The 22,653-nt window shown below is 59.1% G+C and carries 22 protein-coding genes and 1 pseudogene; 12 read left to right on the forward strand and 11 right to left on the reverse strand.

What is annotated here, in order from left to right; translation table 11 throughout:
* The first annotated feature begins 25 nt into the window (after positions 1-25).
* The 3 genes from FHT85_RS21370 to FHT85_RS21380 are packed head-to-tail and all read left to right on the forward strand — an operon-like array spanning position 26 to position 3,540.
* Entirely contained in the window at positions 26-949 is a 924-nt protein-coding gene (locus FHT85_RS21370; protein ID WP_112337356.1) for an ABC transporter permease, read from the forward strand.
* Positions 950-954: 5 nt separating this feature from the next.
* Positions 955-1,803 carry an ABC transporter permease gene (locus FHT85_RS21375; RefSeq protein WP_112411225.1) on the forward strand — a complete coding sequence of 283 codons (849 nt, stop codon included), beginning with the start codon at positions 955-957 and terminating at the stop codon, positions 1,801-1,803.
* A 6-nt stretch (positions 1,804-1,809) separates the two neighbouring features.
* Entirely contained in the window at positions 1,810-3,540 is a 1,731-nt protein-coding gene (locus FHT85_RS21380) for a M14 family metallopeptidase (protein WP_112411224.1), read from the forward strand.
* Here FHT85_RS21380 and FHT85_RS21385 read toward each other — a convergent pair.
* The gene (locus FHT85_RS21385; RefSeq protein ID WP_112411223.1) at positions 3,524-4,408 is read right to left on the reverse strand and encodes a LysR family transcriptional regulator; all 885 of its coding nucleotides are present in this window, start codon (positions 4,406-4,408) and stop codon (positions 3,524-3,526) included. The two genes, FHT85_RS21380 and FHT85_RS21385, sit on opposite strands and share 17 nt — an antisense overlap.
* Positions 4,409-4,512: 104 nt before the next feature.
* On the opposite strand from FHT85_RS21385, the gene FHT85_RS21390 reads away from it, so the two are divergent.
* The 3 genes from FHT85_RS21390 (at position 4,513) to FHT85_RS21400 (ending at position 7,593) form a co-directional block, all read left to right on the forward strand.
* The gene (locus FHT85_RS21390; RefSeq protein WP_112411222.1) at positions 4,513-5,751 is read left to right on the forward strand and encodes a YbfB/YjiJ family MFS transporter; all 1,239 of its coding nucleotides are present in this window, start codon (positions 4,513-4,515) and stop codon (positions 5,749-5,751) included.
* A gap of 17 nt (positions 5,752-5,768) precedes the next feature.
* Positions 5,769-6,251 (forward strand): nuclear transport factor 2 family protein, encoded by a 483-nt coding sequence (locus FHT85_RS21395; RefSeq protein WP_183774299.1) that lies wholly within the window; start codon positions 5,769-5,771, stop codon positions 6,249-6,251.
* Between the two features lie 76 nt (positions 6,252-6,327).
* Complete coding sequence (locus tag FHT85_RS21400) at positions 6,328-7,593, forward strand: glycoside hydrolase family 5 protein (protein WP_112411220.1); 1,266 nt, start codon at positions 6,328-6,330, stop codon at positions 7,591-7,593.
* A gap of 51 nt (positions 7,594-7,644) precedes the next feature.
* Here FHT85_RS21400 and FHT85_RS21405 read toward each other — a convergent pair whose 3' ends face one another.
* The 3 genes from FHT85_RS21405 to FHT85_RS21415 form a co-directional block, all read right to left on the reverse strand.
* Entirely contained in the window at positions 7,645-8,709 is a 1,065-nt protein-coding gene (locus tag FHT85_RS21405) for a glycosyltransferase family 2 protein (RefSeq protein WP_112411407.1), read from the reverse strand.
* A 407-nt stretch (positions 8,710-9,116) separates the two neighbouring features.
* Positions 9,117-9,698, reverse strand: coding sequence for a hypothetical protein (locus FHT85_RS21410; RefSeq protein WP_112411219.1), 582 nt, complete (start codon positions 9,696-9,698; stop codon positions 9,117-9,119).
* A gap of 336 nt (positions 9,699-10,034) precedes the next feature.
* Entirely contained in the window at positions 10,035-10,214 is a 180-nt protein-coding gene (locus FHT85_RS21415; protein ID WP_162700996.1) for a hypothetical protein, read from the reverse strand.
* A gap of 354 nt (positions 10,215-10,568) precedes the next feature.
* On the opposite strand from FHT85_RS21415, the gene FHT85_RS21420 reads away from it, so the two are divergent.
* Positions 10,569-11,105 carry a GNAT family N-acetyltransferase gene (locus FHT85_RS21420; protein ID WP_112411218.1) on the forward strand — a complete coding sequence of 179 codons (537 nt, stop codon included), beginning with the start codon at positions 10,569-10,571 and terminating at the stop codon, positions 11,103-11,105.
* Positions 11,106-11,166: 61 nt separating this feature from the next.
* Here the strand turns inward: FHT85_RS21420 and mnhG are convergent, their stop codons facing one another.
* Genes mnhG through FHT85_RS21450 form a run of 6 tightly spaced genes read right to left on the reverse strand, consistent with a single transcriptional unit; the run spans position 11,167 to position 17,167 of the window.
* Positions 11,167-11,550 (reverse strand): monovalent cation/H(+) antiporter subunit G, encoded by a 384-nt coding sequence (mnhG, locus tag FHT85_RS21425; protein ID WP_112411217.1) that lies wholly within the window; start codon positions 11,548-11,550, stop codon positions 11,167-11,169.
* The gene (locus FHT85_RS21430) at positions 11,547-11,828 is read right to left on the reverse strand and encodes a K+/H+ antiporter subunit F (RefSeq protein ID WP_112337366.1); all 282 of its coding nucleotides are present in this window, start codon (positions 11,826-11,828) and stop codon (positions 11,547-11,549) included. The genes mnhG and FHT85_RS21430 overlap by 4 nt, the downstream gene beginning before the upstream one ends.
* Positions 11,825-12,301: a Na+/H+ antiporter subunit E gene (locus FHT85_RS21435; protein WP_015342765.1), complete on the reverse strand. Its 477-nt coding sequence runs from the start codon at positions 12,299-12,301 to the stop codon at positions 11,825-11,827. Before FHT85_RS21435 ends, FHT85_RS21430 begins: the two co-directional genes overlap by 4 nt.
* Positions 12,301-13,911 (reverse strand): monovalent cation/H+ antiporter subunit D, encoded by a 1,611-nt coding sequence (locus tag FHT85_RS21440; protein WP_112411216.1) that lies wholly within the window; start codon positions 13,909-13,911, stop codon positions 12,301-12,303. The genes FHT85_RS21435 and FHT85_RS21440 overlap by 1 nt, the downstream gene beginning before the upstream one ends.
* Positions 13,908-14,246 carry a Na+/H+ antiporter subunit C gene (locus FHT85_RS21445; protein ID WP_015342763.1) on the reverse strand — a complete coding sequence of 113 codons (339 nt, stop codon included), beginning with the start codon at positions 14,244-14,246 and terminating at the stop codon, positions 13,908-13,910. The genes FHT85_RS21440 and FHT85_RS21445 overlap by 4 nt, the downstream gene beginning before the upstream one ends.
* Positions 14,246-17,167 carry a monovalent cation/H+ antiporter subunit A gene (locus FHT85_RS21450; RefSeq protein ID WP_183774313.1) on the reverse strand — a complete coding sequence of 974 codons (2,922 nt, stop codon included), beginning with the start codon at positions 17,165-17,167 and terminating at the stop codon, positions 14,246-14,248. Before FHT85_RS21450 ends, FHT85_RS21445 begins: the two co-directional genes overlap by 1 nt.
* A 69-nt stretch (positions 17,168-17,236) precedes the next feature.
* On the opposite strand from FHT85_RS21450, the pseudogene FHT85_RS21455 reads away from it, so the two are divergent.
* The 5 genes and pseudogenes from FHT85_RS21455 to FHT85_RS21475 all read left to right on the forward strand — a co-directional run.
* Positions 17,237-17,521 (forward strand): annotated as a pseudogene (locus FHT85_RS21455) (helix-turn-helix transcriptional regulator); the annotation flags it as partial.
* 323 nt (positions 17,522-17,844) lie between these two features.
* Positions 17,845-18,408: a cytochrome b gene (locus tag FHT85_RS21460; protein ID WP_112411214.1), complete on the forward strand. Its 564-nt coding sequence runs from the start codon at positions 17,845-17,847 to the stop codon at positions 18,406-18,408.
* 182 nt (positions 18,409-18,590) lie between these two features.
* Complete coding sequence (locus tag FHT85_RS21465; RefSeq protein WP_112411213.1) at positions 18,591-19,817, forward strand: alpha-D-ribose 1-methylphosphonate 5-triphosphate diphosphatase; 1,227 nt, start codon at positions 18,591-18,593, stop codon at positions 19,815-19,817.
* Between the two features lie 614 nt (positions 19,818-20,431).
* On the forward strand, positions 20,432-20,737 hold the full coding sequence (locus tag FHT85_RS21470; protein WP_112411406.1) for a hypothetical protein: 306 nt from the start codon (positions 20,432-20,434) through the stop codon (positions 20,735-20,737).
* A 298-nt stretch (positions 20,738-21,035) separates the two neighbouring features.
* On the forward strand, positions 21,036-21,809 hold the full coding sequence (locus FHT85_RS21475; RefSeq protein ID WP_112337374.1) for a L,D-transpeptidase: 774 nt from the start codon (positions 21,036-21,038) through the stop codon (positions 21,807-21,809).
* A gap of 146 nt (positions 21,810-21,955) precedes the next feature.
* Here FHT85_RS21475 and FHT85_RS21480 read toward each other — a convergent pair.
* Positions 21,956-22,653 (reverse strand): dihydrodipicolinate synthase family protein (locus FHT85_RS21480; protein WP_183774301.1); only part of this gene is annotated, 698 nt, incomplete at its 5' end.

Consider the following 22,653-nt stretch of genomic DNA (forward strand, 5'->3'; position numbering starts at 1 on the left):
ACTAGAAAGCTCTTAGGGTAAGAACGTGGCCGGTTTTCTCATCAAGCGATTGCTGCAGGCGATTTTCGTTGTGATCGCCATCACTCTTCTCGTCTCATTTGCCATCCGCCTCACCGGCGACCCTGCCGTGATGATGTTTCAGGGCGGCGGCAGCATGACGGAAGAGGATCTCGTGCGTATCCGTACAGCCCTAGGCACGGATCAGCCCTTCCTCGTGCAGTATTTCAGCTTCCTGAAGGGACTGCTGACGCTCAATTTCGGCCGCAGCTTCACCGGCGGTACGCCGGTCTCGCAACTGATCGCCAATGCCTTGCCCGCCACGCTGCTGCTTGCTTTCATTTCCATGGTGGTCTCGATTGCGCTCTCCATCCCGCTCGGTATCAAGGCGGCGACGGCACGTGGAAAGATGGCAGACCAGGTGATACGCGTTCTCTCGCTGCTTGGCCTTTCCTTTCCAAATTTCTGGCTGGCGCTGATGATGGTGCTCCTATTCTCCATCACGCTCGGCTGGCTGCCGCCAAGCGGCATGGTCGGGATTTCAAGCTACGTCATGCCGGCAGTGACCATGGGCGTCATCCTGACGGCGACGAATGTTCGCCTGGTGCGCACCGCCATGCTGGAAACGCTGCAATCGCAATATATCATGGTCGCGCGCGCCAAGGGCCTCAGCGAGAGCAAGGTGCTCTACAAGCACGCCCTGCGAAATTGCGCCATCCCGCTCATTACCTATTTCGGCATCCAGTTCGGCGGCCTGCTCGGCGGCATCGTCGTCATCGAGCGTGTCTTCAACTGGCCCGGCCTCGGCACACTGGCATTCGACGCCGTCGGCGCCCGCGACTACCCGGTCTTGCAGGGCGTGATCACCGTGCTGGCGCTGTTCATCGTCGGCGTCAACCTTCTCGTCGACATCGCCTACGGCCTCGTCGATCCCCGCATTCGCACGGAGTAGTGCTGATGGCCGCCACGATTTCACGCCGCTCGCGTTTCTACAGCTTCGAATTCATCGCTGGAGCCCTGATCACCGTCATCATCTGCCTTGCCGTGCTTCTCTCCGATGTACTCTTTCCCGGCGGCGCCGAAAAAATCGATCTGATGGCAAGGCTTGCAAAACCCTTCGCCAGCCTCGCCCATCCCTTCGGCACCGATCCGCTCGGCCGCGATGTGCTGGCCCGCGTCGTCGCAGGTGGCAAGATATCGCTGAGTGTCGGCCTCACCTCCGTGATCGGCGGCGTGGTGCTCGGCGTGCTGGTGGGGCTTGCCGCGGGCTATTATCGCGGCATCTGGGATATGATCCTCATGCGCTTCGCCGATATCCAGCTCGCCATGCCCTTCATTCTCCTGGCCATTACCTTCATCGCCATCGTCGGCGGCAGTCTCACCAACACGATCATCCTGCTGATCGTCTCGCAATGGGTGCAATATGCACGTCTCGTGCGCGGCTCGGTGCTGAGCCTGCGCGAGCGCGAATTCATCCTCTCGGCGCGCGCGATCGGCGTCAAAGACTGGCGCATTATCTTCCAGCATCTGCTGCCGAATCTTCTGGGACCGGTGATCGTGCTGATGACGCTGAACATTGCCAACAACATCCTTCTGGAAAGCAGCCTCACCTTCCTTGGCATGGGTGTCGACCCGACAATTCCGAGCTGGGGCGGCATGCTGGCCGATGGGAGAACCTATCTACAAACCGCCTGGTGGGTGAGCCTCTTCCCTGGCCTTGCAATCCTTTTGACCGTGCTCGGTCTCAATCTCCTCGGCGACTGGCTGCGCGACAGCCTCGATCCAACTGGCAGAACGACAAGGTAGAATATCATGGCTATGATTTTCGAGAGACATTTTGAGCGCACACTGTCGCGCCTTGTTGCCGATGCCAAGCCTGGCCAGAACTTCGAAGCCTGGACCTTCGATGACGGAGAAAGCCGCCAGCAGGCACAGCGCGAACTCAGGGAAAAAGGCGTACAGGCCCGTATCCGCAGCGCTTACAAGCCGCTGGTCAATGCCTTTATCGAGGAAATCGACCTGCATGATGTGAATGCGATCGAGATCCGCTATCCGGTTCATCCCAACGCACCGGATAATCGCTTTCGCCTTGAAGCATATCCGCTCGCTGCAATGGTGGGAAATCGCGAGATCATCTTTGTCGCAAGAGCCGACAGCGACTTTCATTATGACGTTCTGCTGAAAGGCAATGCCGGCCGGGAACGCCGATTGCAGGTGCTCGCGCCCAATCGCGTCCATATTGATGCCGCCGGTGAAACGAGCGTTTCCCCGACCGGCTGGCTCATGAGGAACGGCAATGCGGCGGGCGACCGGCTCGCCACGGATTATGAGCAGCTCTTCGAGGAGACCATCAACGCGGTCACGCACTTCGACTGGGGCGCAAGCGAACCCTATTTCGAGGAACTGAACATTCGCGTTGCCCTGCCGGCGTTGGATGAGGCCTTGCCTATCGGCGACGAAGTCATGAGCCTTCGCGAGGCGCTGCACGAGGACTTCTATTTCTCGCTGCTCGAATTCTTCCAGAAGAAATCCGGACGGCCGCTCGGTGACCGCGGCTTGAAGCCGGGGCAGATCGTTCCGCAGATTCTGCCCTCCTCCGGCGATATTTTCGTCCGAGTGGAAACGCAGCCGCTGACGTCTCGCTATTGGGATGGAGCCGAACAGCAGATCGAGACCGCAACGGAACCTGTGGCCGTGCAGCAGATCGAGGCCGAACTCAAAGAGATTGGCGGCGAAGCATTTGAGGCCCTTACTCGCTCCGGCCGCATCGTCAGAGCCCGCTATATCAAGGGCCGCGACGCGGCCGTGATGATCAGCGGCGGACAGCACGCCAACGAGACGACCGGTGGTGCGGGAGCTCTGCGTGCCGCGCGTCGGCTTGCCAAGCTCGAAGGCGCGCATTTCACCATCTCGCCGCTCGAAAATCCCGACGGTTACGCCCTTCATCAGCGCCTGCGTAGGGACAGCCCGCGCCACATGTATCATGCCGCCCGCTATACCGCGCTCGGCGACGATCTCGAATATCGGACCGAAGAGACCGCCGGTCCCTATCTCTTTGAAAAGAAAATCCGCTTCCAGGCGGAAAGGCTGAGCGGAGCGCGGCTGCACGTCAACCTGCATGGCTATCCGGCGCATGAGTGGACGCGGCCGCTCTCCGGCTATGTCCCGCGCAATTTCGCCATGTGGACACTGCCCAAGGGCTTTTTCCTGATTGCTCGCTATCATTCCGGCTGGGCCGCTCAGGCCGAGCGGCTTCTCGACAAGGTCACCCGGCACCTCGGCGCCATACCGGGTCTGCTGGATTACAACGACCGCCAGATCGCACTCTATGAAATACATGCCGGCGAAACCGGCTTCCGCATCATCAACGGCTTCCCCTGCCTCGCCAATATCGACGATCGCCATACGGTGCCTATGACCTTGATAACCGAATATCCGGACGAGACCATTTATGGCGACGCATTCATCGCCGGCCATTCCGCACAGATGGAAACGGTGCTTTCGGCCTATCGCGCCTGGCAGGAGATCATGGCTTCGAGTTAATCGGGCGGGTTGATCGGAGCATGTCGAGAAGCGCGGTCATCGCACTGGACGTATAGGCATTCGCTCGGCGCACAAAGAGCGTATCCACCAGCGACCGTTCCGGCGGGAGCTCATGGATTGCAACCCTGCCCTCCCGGGCGGCGGCAGCGACGACGCCTCTCGGCAAGAGAGTGATGCCGACGCCGGCAGATACGCAGCTGACGATCGTGTCCAAAGAGCCGAATTCCAGCGGCTTCGACGTGACGATCCCCATCTCGGCAAGAAGCGTCTCCAGCCGCTGCCGATAAGAACATCCGATCTGGAAGACGATAGTCTTCAGATCGACAATGCCGGCCAAGTCTTTCATTTCGAGAATGGCAGGCGACGTTACGAGAACAAGCTCTTCCTGAAAGATCACCTCGTGATCGAGATCGGGGTGGTTGACGGGACCCGCCACGAAGGCACCCTCGACCCGGCATGAAACGACATCGTCGATCAGCCGGCGGGTCGTACCTGTTGTCACCACAAGACGTACCTGTGGATAGGTCTTGGCGAACCGGCCCAGGAGCGGCGACAATCGCAGCGCCGTGGTTGTTTCCAGGCTGCCGAGGGAAAGCGTCCCGCCCGGCTCACCATCATCTTTGGCGGCGGTGCGGGCATCGGCCAGAAGCTTGGTGATGCGACCGACGAATGGCAGAATTCGTTGTCCCGCCGGCGTGGTCGACACGCCTCTTGCATGCCGCTGGAACAGGCTGACGCCCAGCTCTTCTTCCAGTGCCCGGATCCGCGCCGTCACATTCGATTGAACAGTGTGCAGCTCCTGCGCCGCCCGGTTCATGCTGCCATGCCGCGATACCGCTTCGAATACCCTGAGATCGGATACGTCCATCTTCGTCTTATCTCCAATAGAGATAACTGCTCTCATAATAATTCAGTTTTTATGATATAACATGCGGCGTATTCTCTCAAGCACAGATCGCTGAGAGAGTTCCCATGACCGACACTGCCGCGCATGAAACCGACCGGAATCATCAGAATGCCCGGATGGCATGGCGTGCCATCCTGTCGGCATTCTGCGCTTGCCTGATCGGCATCGGCCTTGCCCGCTTCGCCTATACGCCGCTTCTGCCTGCCATCGTCGATGCCCATTGGTTCGAAGCCTCGGCAGCCGCCTATCTCGGTGCCGCGAATCTTTCCGGCTATCTCGTCGGCGCATTGCTCGGGCGGACGATCGCCGCACGCACTTCCACCGTCCTGACGCTCAGGATCATGATGCTTGCCGCAACGGCAGCCTTCTTTGCCTGCGCCTTTCCTGTAAGCTTTTCATGGTTCTTTGCGTGGCGTTTTGTAGCCGGCCTTGCCGGTGGCGCTCTGATGGTTCTGGCAGCGCCGACCGTCCTGCCGCTGATCGCACCATCTCGCCGAGGGCTTGCCAGCGGCATAATCTTTATGGGCATCGGCGCTGGCGTCGCACTATCGGGCACATTGGTTCCCCTGCTGCTGCAACAGGGGCTGCGCGAGACATGGCTTGGCATCGGCGTCCTATCGCTGCTGCTCACGATCATTGCCTGGGCCGGATGGCCGCGCGATGTCGTCGGCCACACCGCCACAAGCCATAATGCCATGCATGTCCCGAAACGCTGGACGCTGCGTGCGCTCTACATCGAATATGCGCTGAATGCCGCCGGCTGGGTTCCGCACATGATCTTCCTCGTGGATTTCGTTGCCCGCGGATTGGGAGAGGGCTTGCAGGTCGGTGCGGAATACTGGGTGCTGTTTGGCCTCGGCGCCACCATCGGCCCGATCCTTGCCGGCCATCTGGCTGATCGCACGGGTTTTGCTGCAGCGCTGCGATTTGCCTTTTTTCTCGAGGCTCTCGCAGTCGCCATTCCCGCCTCTGGTCTCGGGCAGGCTTGGCTGATCGCCTCGAGCCTGATCGTCGGCGCCTTCGTAACCGGCACTGTTCCCTTGATGCTCGGCAGGATCGCAGAACTGCTGCCACACCATCCGGCGCAACAGAAAGTCGCCTGGAGCCTGGCAACCGTATTCTTCGCCCTGTTTCAGGCGGCAGCGGCTTATGGACTTTCCTTCGTCTTCGCCCAAACCGGTGGAAACTACAGCGTGCTCTTCTTGATCGGGGCCGGCGCAATGATTCTCGCTCTGGCGATCGACCTCTCCGTCGCAGTGTTTATCCGCACTCCGCGGGAACACGCCCAGGATCATGATTCATAACAGCAGGAGAATTGGACATGGCAGAACTTTTGACTGAGATTGCCGGCAGCGAAAACATGTTTGGCGAAGGCAGTGCACTCGATGCCCTTATCGGCTTCTATCGCGCCTTCAATACCGCCGACTTGGAAGCACTCGCTGCCAACTGGGCCGATGGCGACAAGCCAAGCATGGACAATCCGATCGGAGGCATCCGGCGCGGATGGCCGTCGATCCGTGATGGCTATGCGAAGCTGTTTGGTGGAAAGGCGAAAGTCCAGGTCGCATTCCACGATTCTACCAGCCAGGGCGGCGATGACTGGCACCTGTTCGTCGGGCGTGAGAGGGGAAGTTGCGTCACGACCGACAGGAGTATCGAGCTTCGCATTCGAACGACACGCTGGTTCACCCGGATCGACGGCGTCTGGCGTCAGCTTCACCATCACGGCTCCATCGAGGAACCTGCTCTGCTTGCTACCTATCAGGAAATCATCTTTGGCGCACCGTTGGAGCAACCGGCGTAGATATTGTCACGAGACTTTGGCCCTCTGCGCGCTACCTTGCCCACATGGCGCCAAAGTTTCACGCGAGTTGGGATTCATGAGGCATTTTTTGCTGTTCCTTGCCAGCCTGTCCATTATCTGCCTTGGGTCATTTGCACCGCCGGCGCAGGCCGAGGGATTCGTTCGCGCCGATCATCAGCGGATCGTCGACGGCAAGGGCAATCCGCTGATCCTGCGCGGCCTCGGCCTCGGCGGCTGGATGGTGCAGGAAGGCTACATGATGGGCCTTGCCAATCTCAAGGCGCAGCACATCATTCGCAACCGCATTTCCGAAGTCATCGGCGAGAAAAGGACCGAGCAATTCTATCGGTCCTGGCGCGAGAATGCGGTAACGAAAGCCGATATCGACGCAATGGCCAAATGGGGCTTCAACAGCGTGCGCCTGCCGATGCACTGGAACCTCTTCATCGAGGACAAGCACGGCAGAAACACGTCCAAGAACATTGTCTGGAACGAAGAGGGCTTTCGGCGGATCGATCTTCTGATCCGCTGGCTGAAAGCCAATGACATGTACTTGATCCTAGACCTGCATGCGGCACCTGGCGGCCAGGGTCACGACATCGCCATTTCCGATCGCAATCCGAACAAGCCCTCGCTCTGGCACAGCGATGAGAACCAGGCAATGATGATCGCACTGTGGAGCGAGGTCGCACGCCGCTACAAGGACGAGCCGACGATTGCGGGTTACGACTTGCTCAACGAGCCGAATTGGGGTTTTCAGGACAAGAAAGACAAAGGCGGCTGCCGGGAGACCGAAAACCAGCCGCTGCGCGACATCTATCGGCGCACTATCAGCGCGATCCGCGCGATCGACACGAACCACATGCTTATTATCGAGGGCAATTGCTGGGGTAACAATTATGCCGGCGTGCTGCCGATCGATGACCGCAACACGGCGCTCAGCTTTCACAAATACTGGACGCCGACGACGCAGGAATCGATCGAGCCTTTCCTGAAGCTGCGCGAACAATATGACATGCCGCTCTGGAACGGTGAATCCGGCGAAAACAATAATGAATGGTATGCCCGCGCCGTAGAATTGCAGGAGAAGAATGGTATCGGCTGGTCGTGGTGGCCATTGAAGAAGATGGGCGCCGGCAATCCGCTGGAGATCAAGACGAATGCAAATTATCGTCGCCTGATTGCCTATCTCCGCAGCGAGGGCAAGAAACCTTCCGCCAGAACCGCCTTTTCCGGGTTGATGCAGCTTGCAACCGACAGCCGCTATGACAGGAATATCCATCATCAGGCCGTGGTCGACGCCTTGATGGGACCGTCGCGTAAATCAGGCACGGCCGAATAGGATCAGTGTCAATTCATTGGCGCAAGAGACTCCATGTCTTCAGGAATCCAGCTATCCCATCGCATGCCTGATGGTTTTCGAGAGGCGCAGGAGAAACGGAGGCCGGGACGAGGCCACAAGCTTCCACGAGAGGATAGTCTTTGCCATATCCCGAGGCAGGACACCGACGGAAAGAAACCATCCGGCCAGCATCAGCCGGCGCTTTCGCGACGCATTCATCTTGAGACTGGCAGCCGCGCCGGCCGCGGCTAGGGAGAGTCTGCAATCATTCGCGACAGGATGCTGGTCCCTGTCGATGCAAAGCGATGCCAGACGCTCCTCCAGATGCACGGGGTCGTGGAGGCCGGCATCGTCACGCATGTTCAGTCCGATCTCGCTTGCCTGATCCGACAGGGCCTCCAGCCGGCGGAAATCATGTTTTATCCGCCAGCGCGCGCGCTGTCCGAGCTTTTCGGCGAAGACAGAATGATTTGCACCATGAATACGATAGGCGCCGAGGCAATCTTCGATGGAGGTTACCTCACCATGAAGCGGCGCAACCGTGGCAAGATATCCATCCGCTCCCTGCCGAAACTCCGACTCGGGCACCGGCATGACCTTGTCCAGCACCGAACGCTTGAATGCCAAACCGCTGGTGACCGTCGTCTGATAGCGGCCTTTCCGCAGCAGTTCCGGCGTGACGTCGCCGGAATCGAAGGGCAATTCGACAGGCGGGAATACATCCTTCACCTGCATTTTCTCGTCAACGATATGCAGTCTGAACTGCACCTGTGCTGTCCTGTCCTCCCAGGCTTCGACAACTTCCGATACTGCATTCGGATAAAGATAATCATCTGCATCGAGAAACAGCACGATCTCGCCATGGCTGGACGTGAAGCCTGTGTTGAACGCGGCAGCATGTCCGCCGTTCACCTCACGCAGACATGTCTTTATTCGGGAGCCATAGGAGGCGATGACATCAGCCGTCGCATCGGTCGATGCATCATCGACGACGATGACTTCAGCCTCATCGTAATCCTGTTCCAATGCGCTATCGATACTGCGCCTCAGAAAATGCGCGTAGTTATAGTTCGCAATGACGATAGAGACGGGAACGCGGTCTTGGATGGAATGCATCGCATTGAACCTCGCAGATCTGCTTTGGTTGCGGCGAACCTTCTCATTCAGGTCCTTATGGATGAGCGCGCTGCAAACAGGGATATGCGGTGATGCAGGCTGATGCCTCACGAACATATCAAGCAACGGCTATTGGATCATGCCGATCCATCTTGCCGTTCCAAGCCTCACCAGTTTTATGGCTTTTGAATGACCGACACACATGATGGAAATTTCACCGATCCACTCATGCGATAAAGCCTGAAGCGCCAGCTATGCCTATCGCGATCGGAGTATTCTTTCCTGTCCGTGAAACGGCATCTGCAACATAGATGCTGCTAAATGCTGCGTCTCACCTCAACTGACGCATAATCCTCCATGCAGAAGGAAGACAAAATGAAGCCCGCGCGAGGCGGGCTTCTTCAGCTTTATTCTGCCGCGCCGGCGGCCTTCGTCCTGCGAGTGCGCTTCGGCTTTGCAGCTTCTGCGGCAGCCGGTGCGGGAGCTGCCACAGCAGCCTTTGCCCGGGTAGCTCTCGTCGACGTCTTGGCGGCAGCGGGCTTGGCGGCAGCCGGTTTTGCCGCTGCGGGCTTTGCCTTGGCTTTCGCTTTGGACGTTGTTGCCTTACCTCCCGTCTTTGCCGCGTTCAGGAGTGCGACACGACGCTGGCGGTTCTGCTCGAGAGCCTGCTGGAAACCAACATCGTGTTCCGCATGATGGGCGAGATCATCGAGAAACTCAGCCACGTCCTTGATGGTATCGACGACGACATAGCTCAAGCCGCGGCCGGCGTTGATCGAGTCACGACCGACCGTTACACCATATCCGCCTGGAACGCGCTGGAACCAGGTGGAGCGCCACTTCCTGAAGCCAGCCGCGTCGCGCTCGTACTCCTCCAGATATGCCTTCTGCTCCGCTACTCGGGCACGAAATGTATCAACAACGTTCCGCGCACCAGCCTTCGGCTTGTCAGCCTTTTTGGAAGTCCATTTCTCAAGAAAGTTTGCCATTGATCTGATCTCTTCAGGTTAGCGTTCCTTGTCACGCCGCCATCGCTTCAAAAAAGCTGACGGAGCTCCTCCACAGGGATGCCCGCATATATGTAAAGGATAGATGTATAATGGCAACATAATCCGTTATTATTGCGGGGCAAATCGCCATTTCGGCCGCCCTATTGCCGCCTTTTCGACCCCGAAGCGCAAATTTCCTATCTTTTCCTTCGCTGGGACAGGCCGCCTCTCGTTCCGATCTGGAACTTCGACACCCTCGTGCTGCTGCGATACTCGCTTCGAAGTAACCCGCGACAGTATAAAACTTGTGCCGTCTCGACAATTTATTGATAGCAGCTAGCGCTGACCGCTATTTTGTTGTCCGGCAAATTCATAGGTGTTCATCGATGCGACCACCTTCGTCAGGTCGCCATGCCGATCGAACAAGAACTTTGTTGCAGCATCTTGATCGAAGCTATCATGTTCGTATGCCGCATCTTCAATGCGGATATGATTGAGCAGACGTTCTGGAAACAATCGACGAAGACGTCATAGACGCGAGTACCGGCAGTGCCGTCGCGCTGCCTCAATGAAGGCTACGGCACGCTTCAGCGGTTGGCGGGGATCTGCGGGAAGACGCGGCGATAAAGGACCGGACCGCGAAAGGGGGTTCGCCCCTCGTAAACGGAACGCTCTCACGGCCGGTCCCACATTCCCGCGGGCCAGGCCCGCAAGAGGCGGCGCTTTTGCGCGCCCATTGCGGCAATATATTGGCTAAGACTAAAAAACGGCAGCTTGATAAAATCGCTTCCCATCATCATCTCGCGCAGAGATAGTAAACTCAGGAGCCCTCACCGCACATCGCCATCTTTCTACTGGCAAGACACTTCCATGATGACAGCAAGATCAATCCAGCGCTCTTCCATCGAGACGGCACGCCTCCGCTTGCGCCCTACCTCGGCCATCGACGCTACACGCGCATTCGAAATCCAGAGCGACTGGGCCGTGACACGTATGCTGAGCAACGCCTCATACCCTCCGGACGAAAGCGATATCAGAGATTGGTTTTCCAGCCATGGGCGCGAATGGGCCGAAGGCTCCGCCTATCGTTTCGCCATCGAACAAGAGGAAAGAATGATCGGCATCGTCGACGTCGATGGCATTACCGGGAGTGAGGGCAGCCTTGGCTATTGGCTGGAAAGGCAAGCCTGGGGAAAGGGCTATGCCTTCGAGGCTGCGCGAGCACTGATCGGCTTTGCCTTCCAGGTGGTCGGCTTGTCCAGGCTCGAATCCGGTCACGCATCCGACAACCCCGCCTCGGGACGGGTGCTGACCAAACTGGGCTTCCGCCAAGCCAGCTACAGGGAGCTCTTTTCGCGGGCACGTCGCGAAACCATCGTCCAGTGTTGCTATATGCTTGAGCGTTAAGTACCGCGATCCCATAGAAGACGCAGCGCCGCATCTTCATGCGGCAGCAGTCGTTGGTCGTTTATGACTGACGCCCCTCGGCCGGCTTCTGCTCGGGCGATTGTTTTGGCGGAACATTGCCGTTCTGCTCGGCACGATCGCGATGCAGCGCCGCGCGGGCGAGCAGCATGAAGGTGATCGGCGTCGTCACCGTTATGAAAATACCGATCAGCAGTTCATGAACGACGAGGGACCGCGTCGTGGTCGAAAAGAAGATCATCGACGCGATCATGATCGCGCCGATGCCGCCGCTCGTTCCCAATGTCGGCGCGTGAATGCGCTCGTAGAATGTTCCAAGCCTCAGAAACCCGATGGCGCCGACGAGCGTCAGGAAAGCGCCGACCACGAGAAGTCCGCCGACGGGGATCGCGGCCCATAGAGGTATGTTTTCAAATGACGCGCTCATTCGATCACCTCCCCGCGCATCAGGAATTTCGCCAAGGCAACCGTTGCGACAAAGCCCAGCATGCCGATGACGAGTGCCGCCTCGAAATAAACGACTCGGGCGGTTCCAATGCCGAAAGTCAACAGGAGCAGCATGGCATTCACATAAAGCGTGTCGAGTGCAATGATGCGATCCTGTGCGCGCGGTCCCCGGAACATACGAATGGAGGCGATCGCCATCGCCGCCACGATCATCATCTGCGCAATCGTAACGGATATCTGAATGATCGTGGCGCTCATGCAAAAATCTCCATCAGCAGGTTTTCATAACGGTTGGCGACCGTTTGACGCCATTGCGCCTCGTTCTCGAGATCGAGCACATGCAGCAGTACAGTGTTGTCGTTGGAATCATATTCCAGCCACGCAGAGCCCGGCGTGCTGGTCAGGATAACCGCAAGCAGCGCCAGCGGAATCTGATCCCGCACCCTGAGCTCAAGGACAACGAAGCCCGGCGTCGTCTTGCGCGAGCGCCCTCTCAGGATGATCCAGGCCACTTGTACATTCGATTTCACCACATCGAAAACGACCCGAAAGAAGAGTTTGGGCAGCAGATACCATTTCCGCAGCCGCGGCTTTTCGGGTCGTAGCGATGCCATCCCCCAGGAGGCAAAGACCGCGACGATGATGCCGAGGATAAGCTGACCGAGCGTGAAGCCGCTTAGCAGCAGCCACATCAGGATCAGGCTCAGCGCCAGGAGCGGATAAGGCAGCATCACAGGCCTCCCGTCTTTGCCGGCGCGACCACGGCATTGCGGACTGCATCGACATAGAGATTGGGATCGCTGAGCGTGCGGATGGTCGCATCCATATATTGCATGACGGGGCCGGCCCAGATGGTCAGTGCCAGCGTCAATGCGAGCAGGCCCATGACGGGAAATATCTCGATGACAAGCACACGGGGAACCATGCCCTCCAGCGAACTCCAGAATGTGCGTATGCCGGCCCGTGTCATGGCGATCAAAGCGGCAATGCCGGAAAGAATGACCAGCAGGATCAACGCCCATACAGCAGTGCTCGGCGGAATGCCGATCGCGCCGGTCCCCATCATGGCCGAGAGCATGGCGAACTTGGAGACGAAGCCGGAAAGTGGCGGCAGGCCGGCCAACAGGATGCCGCAGGCGGCAAAGCAGATGCCGAGCATCGCCATGGTGCCGGGCATGGTCACGCCATCACCTTCTGCCGGCTCCTTCTCCTCGGCGTCGCCATAGGCCTCCATCGTGACCGCGAGAACGCTGGCGCCCGCATCCTGTCCGCGCTCGACGAGCTCGATCAGCATGAAGAATGCGCTGATCGTCAACGTCGAGCTGACGAGATACATTAGCGCACCGGCCGAGATCGAGCCATCGTTGATACCGATCACCATCAGCAGCGTACCGGATGAGACCAGCACCGAAAAACCCGCCAGCCGGCCAAGCGCCTGCGACGCCAGCACACCGATCGTTCCGAAGATCAGCGTTGCCATCCCGCCATAGAGAAGCACGGTCGCGCCGAAGCCGGCGGACGGACCGGCGTTGAACAGCAGCATGGTCAGCCGCAGGATGACGTAGATGCCAAGCTTACTGAGAATGGCAAATACGCCCGCAACCGGCGCCGACGCCGCGCTATAGGCCGTCGGCAGCCAGAAGCAGAGCGGCCACATGCCGGCCTTGATGAGGAATGCGATGCCGAGCACGCCGGCGCCCGCCTGCATCAACATGCGGCGATCTGCCGACATTTCCGGGATGCGCATGGCAAGATCCGCCATGTTCAACGTTCCCACCGTGCCATAGATCAGGCTGACGCCGATAAGGAAGAGCAGCGCGGCTGCGAGATTGACGGCAATGTAATGCATGCCCGCCTTGACCCGGAGCGGCCCGGAGCCGTGCAGCAGAAGGCCGTAAGATGCGGCCAGCATGACCTCAAAGAAGACGAAGAGATTGAAGAGATCACCCGTCAGGAACGCACCGTTGACCCCCATCAGCAGCAACTGGAACATGGTGTGGAAATGCGCACCGACCGCATGCCAACGCGCCAACGAAAATATCAACGCGGCAACGGCAACGATGGATGTCAGCAGCAGCATGAGTGCCGACAAGCCATCGAGCACAAGCACGATACCAAAGGGGGCGCTCCAGTTTCCTAGCAGATAGGCACGTTCTTGCCCCGGCGATTCGCCTTCTGCACCGAAGAGCGCAAGTGCAACGCCCACCAGCAACAGCGTTGCAAAGAGGCTGATGAGCGCCTTCAGCGTGCGCGAACGCTCATCGATGAACACAAGCAACGCACCCGCGACAAGGGGAACCAGGATTGGGGCGATGATGAGATGATGCAACCAGCCAGTCATTTCCGGTCACTCCTGCCATCGACATGGTCCGTACCGGTCAGGCCGCGTGAGGCAAGCAGTACGACCAGGAACAGAGCTGTTGTGGCAAAGCCGATAACGATCGCAGTCAGCACCAGAGCCTGCGGCACCGGATCTGCCAAGGCGTGCGTTGCCGTGCCATCGCCAAGCAGCGGCGGCACATTCGTCTTCACACCGCCGACGCCGAAGATGAAGAGATTAACCGCATAGGAGAGCAGCGACAGCCCGATGATGACCTGGTAGGTGCGTGGACGCAGGATCAGCCAGACGCCGCACGCCGTCATGACACCGATCGCAATGGACAAGATGAGTTCCATCAATCCCCCTTTACCTTGTCGGCATCGAGCGCACGCAAGCGGTTGATACGGATCGACTGGTGCGCAAGCGCGACGAGGATCAGAACCGTGGATCCCACGACGAGCAGGAAAACGCCGAAATCGAAGAGCAGCGCGCTTGCCGCCGGCACCTTGCCGATCAACGGTACGTCGAGATACTGGAAATGCGAGGTGAGGAATGGATAGCCGAAGAACCAGGCGCCGATGCCCGTTGCCGTCGCGATCAGAAGCCCGGCGCCCATCCATCGCAGCGGCAGGATGCGGATGCGATCCTCCGCCCAACGCGTGCCGCCGGCCAGATATTGCAACAGGAAGGCGATCGAGAGCGTGAGACCGGCCGAGAAGCCGCCGCCCGGCGCGTCATGCCCACGCATGAAGATATAGACCGAAAGAGCGATCACGAAGGGGAACATCCACTGCATGATGACGGAGGGCACCAGCAGATAGTCGCGCACGGTATCGCCGGCCGAGCGCTCCGGCCGCTCCTCGTCGAAACGGTTCTGGATCTGCTGCTGCTCCGGCATTTCCATGCTGTCGGGTGCCGGACGGAAACGACGCAACAGCGCATAGACAGTCAAGGCGACGACACCGAGGACGGCGATTTCGCCAAGCGTATCGAAGCCACGGAAATCGACTAGGATGACGTTGACGACGTTACGGCCGCCGCCCTTCGAATAGGCATTTTCCAGGAAGTAATTCGCGATGGCGTCAGGCACCGGCATGGTCATGACGGCATAGGAAATGAACATCATGCCGACGCCGCAGATGACGGCGAGCGCCAAATCGCGGAAGCGTCGGAAACGAGCGCGTAAATTCACCGTATCGTCAATCCCTTCTGTCCGCTTCGGCAGCCAGCGCAAGCCCAGAAGGATGAGAACCGTCGTGACGATCTCGACGAGAAGTTGGGTAATCGCAAGATCTGGCGCCGATAGCCAGATGAACGTCATACAGACGATCAATCCGACCCCCCCCAGCATCACGAGTGCAACAAGCCGGTGATATTTGGCAAAGAAGGCAGTGCCGATCGCCAGGCAAATCCCGATCGCCCAGACGACGGCGAACACCGGATCGGCGCCTGAAAAGGCAAAATGCTTGGCCTGGAAGCCCGACAGATAGAGCGGCAGCAGGCCAGCCGCAAAGCCTGTTGCCACCACCCAGCGAAGCTGCGGCTGCAGCTTGCGCGTGCCGATCCGCTTTTCGGCTATTCGCGCCCAGTGCCAGGAAACCTCGACCAGCACCCGCTCGAAGATGCGCTGTCCCTTCAGGCTGCGAAAGAGGGGCGGACCGTCGTCACATCGCGAAAAATAATCCTTGAAGGCGAAATAGAACACCGTACCGCCGACCAATGCGACAATGCTCATGATAACAGGCAGATTGAAGCCGTGCCAGAGAGAGAGGCTGTATTGCGGCGTATCGGCGTTGAGAACGCTGACGACGGCTGCCTGCAGGAAGGGCGCCACCGAAAGCGCCGGAACGATGCCGACAACCAGGCATACCACGACCAGAAGCTCGATCGGGAAGCGCATCCAGCGCGGCGGCTCATGCGGGTTGGCGATCGGCAGATCGGTCGGCGCCGGCCCGAAAAACACCGTCTGAATGAAGCGCAGCGAATAGGCGACGCTGAAGGCGCTTGCGAGCGTCGCCACATAGGGAAGCATACGATCGAGGATCGAATCAGCATGGGTTTCGATCGCTTCGGCGAAGAACATTTCCTTGGATAGAAAGCCATTGAGCAGCGGCACGCCGGCCATGGCGGCACTCGCGACGATCGCAAGCGCCCCGGTGAACGGCATATAGCGGAACAGGCCACTCAAACGGCGCATATCACGCGTGCCGGTCTCGTGATCGATGATGCCCGCCGCCATAAACAGCGACGCCTTGAAGGTCGCGTGGTTCAGCATGTGGAAGATGGCGGCAACCGTCGCAAGTGGGCTGCCGAGGCTGAGCAAGGTGGTGATGAGACCGAGATGGCTGATCGTCGAATAGGCCAGCAACCCTTTGAGATCCTGCTGGAACATCGCGAAATAGGCGCCGAGCAGCAGCGTGATGATGCCGGCGGCCCCGACTATGTAGAACCATTCGTTGGTACCGGAGAGAACCGGCCAGAAGCGCGCCAGCAGGAAAACGCCGGCCTTCACCAGCGTGGCGGAATGCAGATAGGCGGAGACGGGCGTCGGCGCCGCCATCGCATTCGGAAGCCAGAAATGGAAGGGAAACTGCGCACTCTTGGTCAGCGCACCGAGCAGGATGAGTATCAATGCAGGCAGATAAAGCGGATGGTTGCGGACGATATCGCCGGACGCGAGGATCTTGTCCAGATCGTAGCTGCCGACGATATGGCCGAGCAGGATCAGCCCGATGAGCAGGCAGAACCCGCCAATCCCGGTGATCGTCAGCGCCATGCGGGCACCATCACGAGCGGCAGCCGAATTGTGCCAATAGCTGATGAGCAGGAAGGAGAAGATGCTGGTCAGCTCCCAGAATATCGAGAGCAGAATGACATTGCCCGACAGCACGATGCCGAGCATCGCACCCATGAAGGCAAGCAGGAAGGAGAAGAAGCGGGGAACCGGGTCCTCCTCCGACATGTAGTAGCGAGCATAGACGATGACGAGAAAACCGATGGCGGTGATGACGAGCGAAAACAGCCACGCAAAGCCATCCAGCCTGAGACTGAAATCAAGCCCCAACTGCGGCAGCCATTCTATGCTATAACGGACGACACCGCCGTTTTTGACGGCAGGATAGAAGCTTGCGGAAATCAACAGCGCCAGAAATGTGACAGCTCCGGCAATCCAGGCCGGGCCACGCCGTGACTGCGTGCGCAAGAGGCATACGGAAAGAAGACTTCCGATAAACGGCAGAGCCAAAAGTGCTAAAATAAAAATAGGCCCGCTCGTTATCCCAAAACGTTGCTCCTTCGCTTGGCCGGATCATGCCAGTCGGCAAAACCCCTGGAAATCCGCTATATTATGCCCTATATGATAGATATCGCCCAATATGGGCAGCTTGAAACCCTGCGTCAAGGTAAGATGGCGATGATTTTGACACCAGCGCTCTGCCGGGCGGCCCGCGGCTTCCTCGATTGGACGCAGATGGACCTTGCCAACCGTTCGGGCGTGTCGCGCAGCACGATCCGCGATTACGAGGGCAATCGCCATAGCCTGCATCGGGCGACGGAAGCGCAACTGCGACTGGCGCTCGAGGCCGGAGGCATCGCCTTCTTCCGGATCCAGGGGCACGAGATCGGCATCTGTACCAAGGCTCTCGCCACGGAGGGCCAAGCGCCGTCCCATACTGAGAGCTGCGAGATCCTGTCTACCCCCGGCGACAAGGGCCAGATCCTCACTCCGAAGGCAGACCGATAGGATCGGCGACCGGCATCTAGCATGAGCAAAGCGCCGGGCGGGAGGCCTATTCTCTATGACGCAACGGACAACCCGTTTTGCCGCCCTGGGAAGCCTTGCCGGCTGTCGATCCGACTCTGCTCGCAAGAAGGTGAATGAATAGGCCCTCAAATCAGCCACATTCGCGCCGATCACCGCATCCGCGCAGTACCCCAGGACGACCGGAGAAACATATGTCCATCACCAACGAAGCATCAACCACGCTTCCGACAGCCCGCTACCGGCCATCGCAACGGCTCCTGCATTGGCTAATGGCTGTCATCATCATTTCCGCGCTCCTCATCGGTCTCTATTGTTCTTATCTCACACCCGGCACGCCTCTGCGCCGCGCCCTCCTCGATGTACATAAATCGCTCGGCATGACGGCACTTGTCCTCATCGCCATCCGGCTGCCGCTGAGACTTTCGTTTGGCGAACCCGCCCATCGGCGTCCGCTAGACCTCTTCAACCATTACGCAGCGCGCGGCGCGCATATCCTGCTGTACGCCCTGATGATCTTGATGCCGCTTGCCGGCTACACCACCTCCGCCGCTGGGGGGCATGATCTGCCCTGGTTCGGTCTCTTCCAATGGCCCGACCTGCTGTCGCCTGACAGGGGCTTGGAAAGAATCGCTGCGCAGATCCACGAATACGGTGCTTACTGCCTCTATGTTCTTGTCAGCCTGCATATACTGGCAGCCCTCTGGCACCATTTCATTCGGAGAGATGAGGTGTTGCAGAGAATGCTTGGACTTTGACGTATCGATAGTGTCGATATCCATTGTCTCGACCACGGTGGGCGGCGGCAGCCGTTTTGAGTGGGAGATTTGGCAACAGCATTCTCAAATCTGTCATATCGTGTCACTAGAAGCACGTGCTGGAAATCAGCCGCCACAGGGCTGCGATTCCCGCCCTCGTCACATCGCGAAACAGGCCGCCCATGCACCACAATTCTCCCATTCTCATCGAGGGCGCCACCGTTGTCTTCGGCGACCGCCTGCAACCAGCATCGATACGGATCGAAGAGGGATGTATCACTGATATCGACGGTGCGCGCGACGGAGCCGCCGTTATCGACGGGCGCGGTCATCTTCTCGGGCCAGCTTTCGTGGATGTCCACGGCGACGCTTTCGAGCGACAGCTCATGCCGCGTGCGGGCACGATGTTGCCTGTTGCGCCGGCGCTGCTCGAAACGGATCGACAGCTTGCTGCCAATGGCATCGCCACAGCCTTCCACGCACTGACCTTGAGTTGGGAGCCGGGGCTGCGCTCCGTCGACAACGGCCGCGCGGTGGTTTCCTCCCTCGATACGCAGGCTTCCAGGTTGATGGTCGACAACCGGGTCCAATTGCGCTGGGAAACATTTTGTTTTGAGGCGATCGATCTTATTCGCGATGCGTTGTCAGGTCCTCGGCAGCCCTCCATTGCCTTCAACGATCACACATCGATGCTGCTGCTTGATCCCTCGATATCGCTGCAGGAACGGCCGTTCGATCTCGACCCGAATTTCCCAGCTCTGGATCCGGGCTCACCGGTTTTCGCGGACAAGATGGCCGAACGGGCGAAGAGGGCAAAGCTGCCTGTCTCAGACATGATCGCCATGGCACGCACCATGTGGGAGCGCCGGCCGCAAGTGCTGGCGGCTATCAACGAAGTCTCAGCGCTTGGCGAGGCTGCCGGCGCTCCGATGCTTTCGCATGACGATAGCCAGATTGAGACGCGTGATTTCTATCGCGCACGCGGTGCACGTATCTGCGAATTCCCCATGAACCGCCGCGTGGCGCGCGCCGCCCGTGATGCGGGTGATTTTATTGTCTTCGGCGCGCCGAATGCAACGCGCGGCGGCAGTCATCTCGCCTCGATCGGGGCCGCCGACATGATCCGCGAGGGTCTCTGCGATATCCTCGCCTCGGATTATTATTATCCCGCCATGCTGCTGGGACTCGCGCGCCTGAAGGCAGATGGCGTGGGATCGCTGCAAGATCTGTGGCCGCTGGTCTCCGGCAATCCCGCACGGGCATCGGGCCTTGACGATCGCGGTACGATCAAGGTCGGCAGCCGAGCCGACCTCATCCTGGTCGAATGGCCCGAGGGCGATGTACCCGTCGTCCGGCGCACCTGGGTCGCCGGCCGCGAGGCCTATCGAGCCATTGCCGCTGGGCACTAGCGGCGCATCAAAGCACGGCGTCACAGGCCGCATTTTGTGGCCCGGGATGGCCCCATTCATTGAAGAAGGGAGGCTAAACCGACACTGATCATGCAAGTCAGCAATCCCGCGCAGATGAAGAAAAGCACCAGAGGCGTGTATCTGGACATGCGGCCTCCTTTCGACATGACTCCAGGGATCGTCGTACAATGAAATTCGCCCTTTCTGGGCACGACACGAAGCACCGCGCTGCGCGCTCGCTAGGACCCAGCAAAGCTTGTCACATAAGTCTACGCAGACATGGGCCGCTGGTTCCGAAAAATATCGAGGCGTTCGCGCAAATGGATCCCGGCCGAAAGCTTGCCCGCGACCGAAGACCTCGAATTATCTGAGCCGCTATTGCTTATGGAGGCGCTACGCACCGGTAAGGCAGCGCCAAACGCAGCTCTCTCCCATAAAAAGAGACGCTATATCCATCAAAATATCGGCAGCGGTTGCTCCCACCGATTGCAGAAAATCGCGATCTATTTCGATCCAAGATCAATCAGCAGTGGCTGGATTGCGCAAAGTTTGAGTTGACCGTTTCCAATGGTGAGGCGACACTTCCAACCTGGAGCGAGGCAGGAGGAATAATGATGGACGAGCCAGATCGCTGGCGCCAAATGGCAAGCGCGCCGAAAGACGGCAGCAGAATTCTCGTTACCATCCGGCCGTCCGAGCAAGGGCCGGCAGAAGTCGACCTTGCCTATTGGTCGAATGGGGATCGCTTTGGGTCGGAAGGCTGGCGCGCTTCCGATTCTGCGCCGGGGTGCATCATTGAATATGCCGAGCCGGAATTGAAGTGCTGGATGCCGCTTCCCTCGGCCAATCTCAATCGGACCTCGATGCCCTCGCCTTGGGAGGGCGACGACGCTGAGCAGCTCGACGGGGCAGGAATTTAACTGCTCCAGCCGGCAATCGCAGCGTTCGACAATAAATAACGGTATCTCTATAGATGCGGGGCGCCATCGGATGCCCAATTCAGCTCGCGCCATAGTCCTCCTGGCGATTCTGCCGATCGGCTTGTCGGGATTTGCAGGTGCTTCCAAACCTGCCGCAATATCTTCATTATCGACGGTATCTAGCACCTGATTGTGAGACTTTCAGCCGTTTTGCCACAATTACGCCCGCCGTTTCCGGAATTGTCGGCGCAAGCCGCCTACCCTCGCGGGGCACGATTTCGGGAAATATGGTTGTGACATGAAGACTATGAGACTGGTTCTTTTGCCCGCTGTGGCAGTGCTGATGGCAAGCGTCGCCGCGCATGCACAGGAATGGAGGTACTCACCGGATTATGGCGACGACTACGCTGCTCCACGATATTTCCGAGAAGCACCACCGCGCTATCGGGACGATCGGCGTCTCGACGATGGCTATTACTATCGCGGCGACGCCTATGACTATTATGATGACGAGGACGGCGACTTCCCGCCTCCTCCCCGGCGGCTACCGCGGCAGGCTTCGATCGATCCGCGCGAGACTTCCCCGCAGTTCAACCCCGGCGTCAAGGATGACCAGCGTGCGGCCATGGCGCGATCGCCGATCCCGCGCACGGTGGTCCCCTTCTCCGGCTACGAGCCGGGCACGATCGTGATTTCCACGAAGGAAAAACGCCTCTATCTGGTTCAGAATGACGGGACTGCACTCAAATACGGCATCGGCGTCGGCAAGCAGGGGTTTTCCTGGAAGGGCACGGAAACGGTCAGCCGCAAGGCGGAATGGCCGGATTGGACACCTCCCAAGGAAATGATCGCCCGTCGCCCGGAACTACCCGATCACATGGAAGGCGGTCTCAATAATCCCCTTGGAGCAAGAGCGCTCTATCTCGGTTCCACCCTCTATCGCATCCATGGCACCAATGAGCCCAACTCGATCGGCAAGGCTGTATCTTCCGGCTGCATCCGTATGGCAAATCCGGATGTGATGGATCTTTATAGCCGGGTCAGCGTAGGAGCGAAGGTCGTGGTGCTCTGATTGCGACTTCAACGATCGCCGATCTCTTCATCTCAACCCAAGGGAAACTGCGTAAACGACGGTATAGGAGAGTGCGGCGCCGAAGCGAGTTTCTCCGGCGCCGATCAGATTTGGTTCACGAAATGGCCGTCATTGGCATCGATGCGTCAGCTGGAGGAAAGTTCATCCACCTCCCGCCATCTGCGCAGCAAAGCGAATAACTCTTCGCGGTCCTTCTCATCAAGACGTGGCACGCCCGGAACGCGGACAGGACCGACATCGAGGCCGGAATAGGTCACGGCCTCCTTGACGACGGTAACGTTTGTTCCGTTGCGGAACTTCGTGCGCATGCGTTCGAAGGGCTCAAGCTTGTTGACGATGGCGCGCGCAGCGGCGAAATCGCCTTTCTCCAAGGCAGCGTGAACGGCAAGCGACAGCTTCGGCGCAACATTGACGAGGCCTGAGGTGAAGCCTCTTGCGCCGGCCGCCGCAAATGTCGGAGCCCAGCTTTCGGCCAGACCGCAGACGAAGAGCGCGCCTTTTGGGTCGGAACTCGCGATCGCCCGCGAAAGCAGCATCAGATCCGTCGTCGCAAACTTGATGCCCACAACGTTCCCGTGACCGGCCAGGCGAACCATATCGTCGACGCTGAAGCCCTCGGCACGGACATAGGCGACGAGCGGCAGGGGCGAAGCTTCCGCCAGATCGCGGAAATAGTCGATCTGCGAGCCGGGGGCGGCGAAAGGATCCACCGGCTGGTGCGACATGACGGCTGAAGCACCGATCGAGGCAGCATCCTTCGCCATCTGGACCGCCTCGCGCAATGAACGGCCAATCGCCGCCGTCACCGGCGCCTTGCCGTCGA

The organism is Rhizobium sp. BK312 (assembly GCF_014193605.1).
GTDB lineage: Bacteria > Pseudomonadota > Alphaproteobacteria > Rhizobiales > Rhizobiaceae > Rhizobium.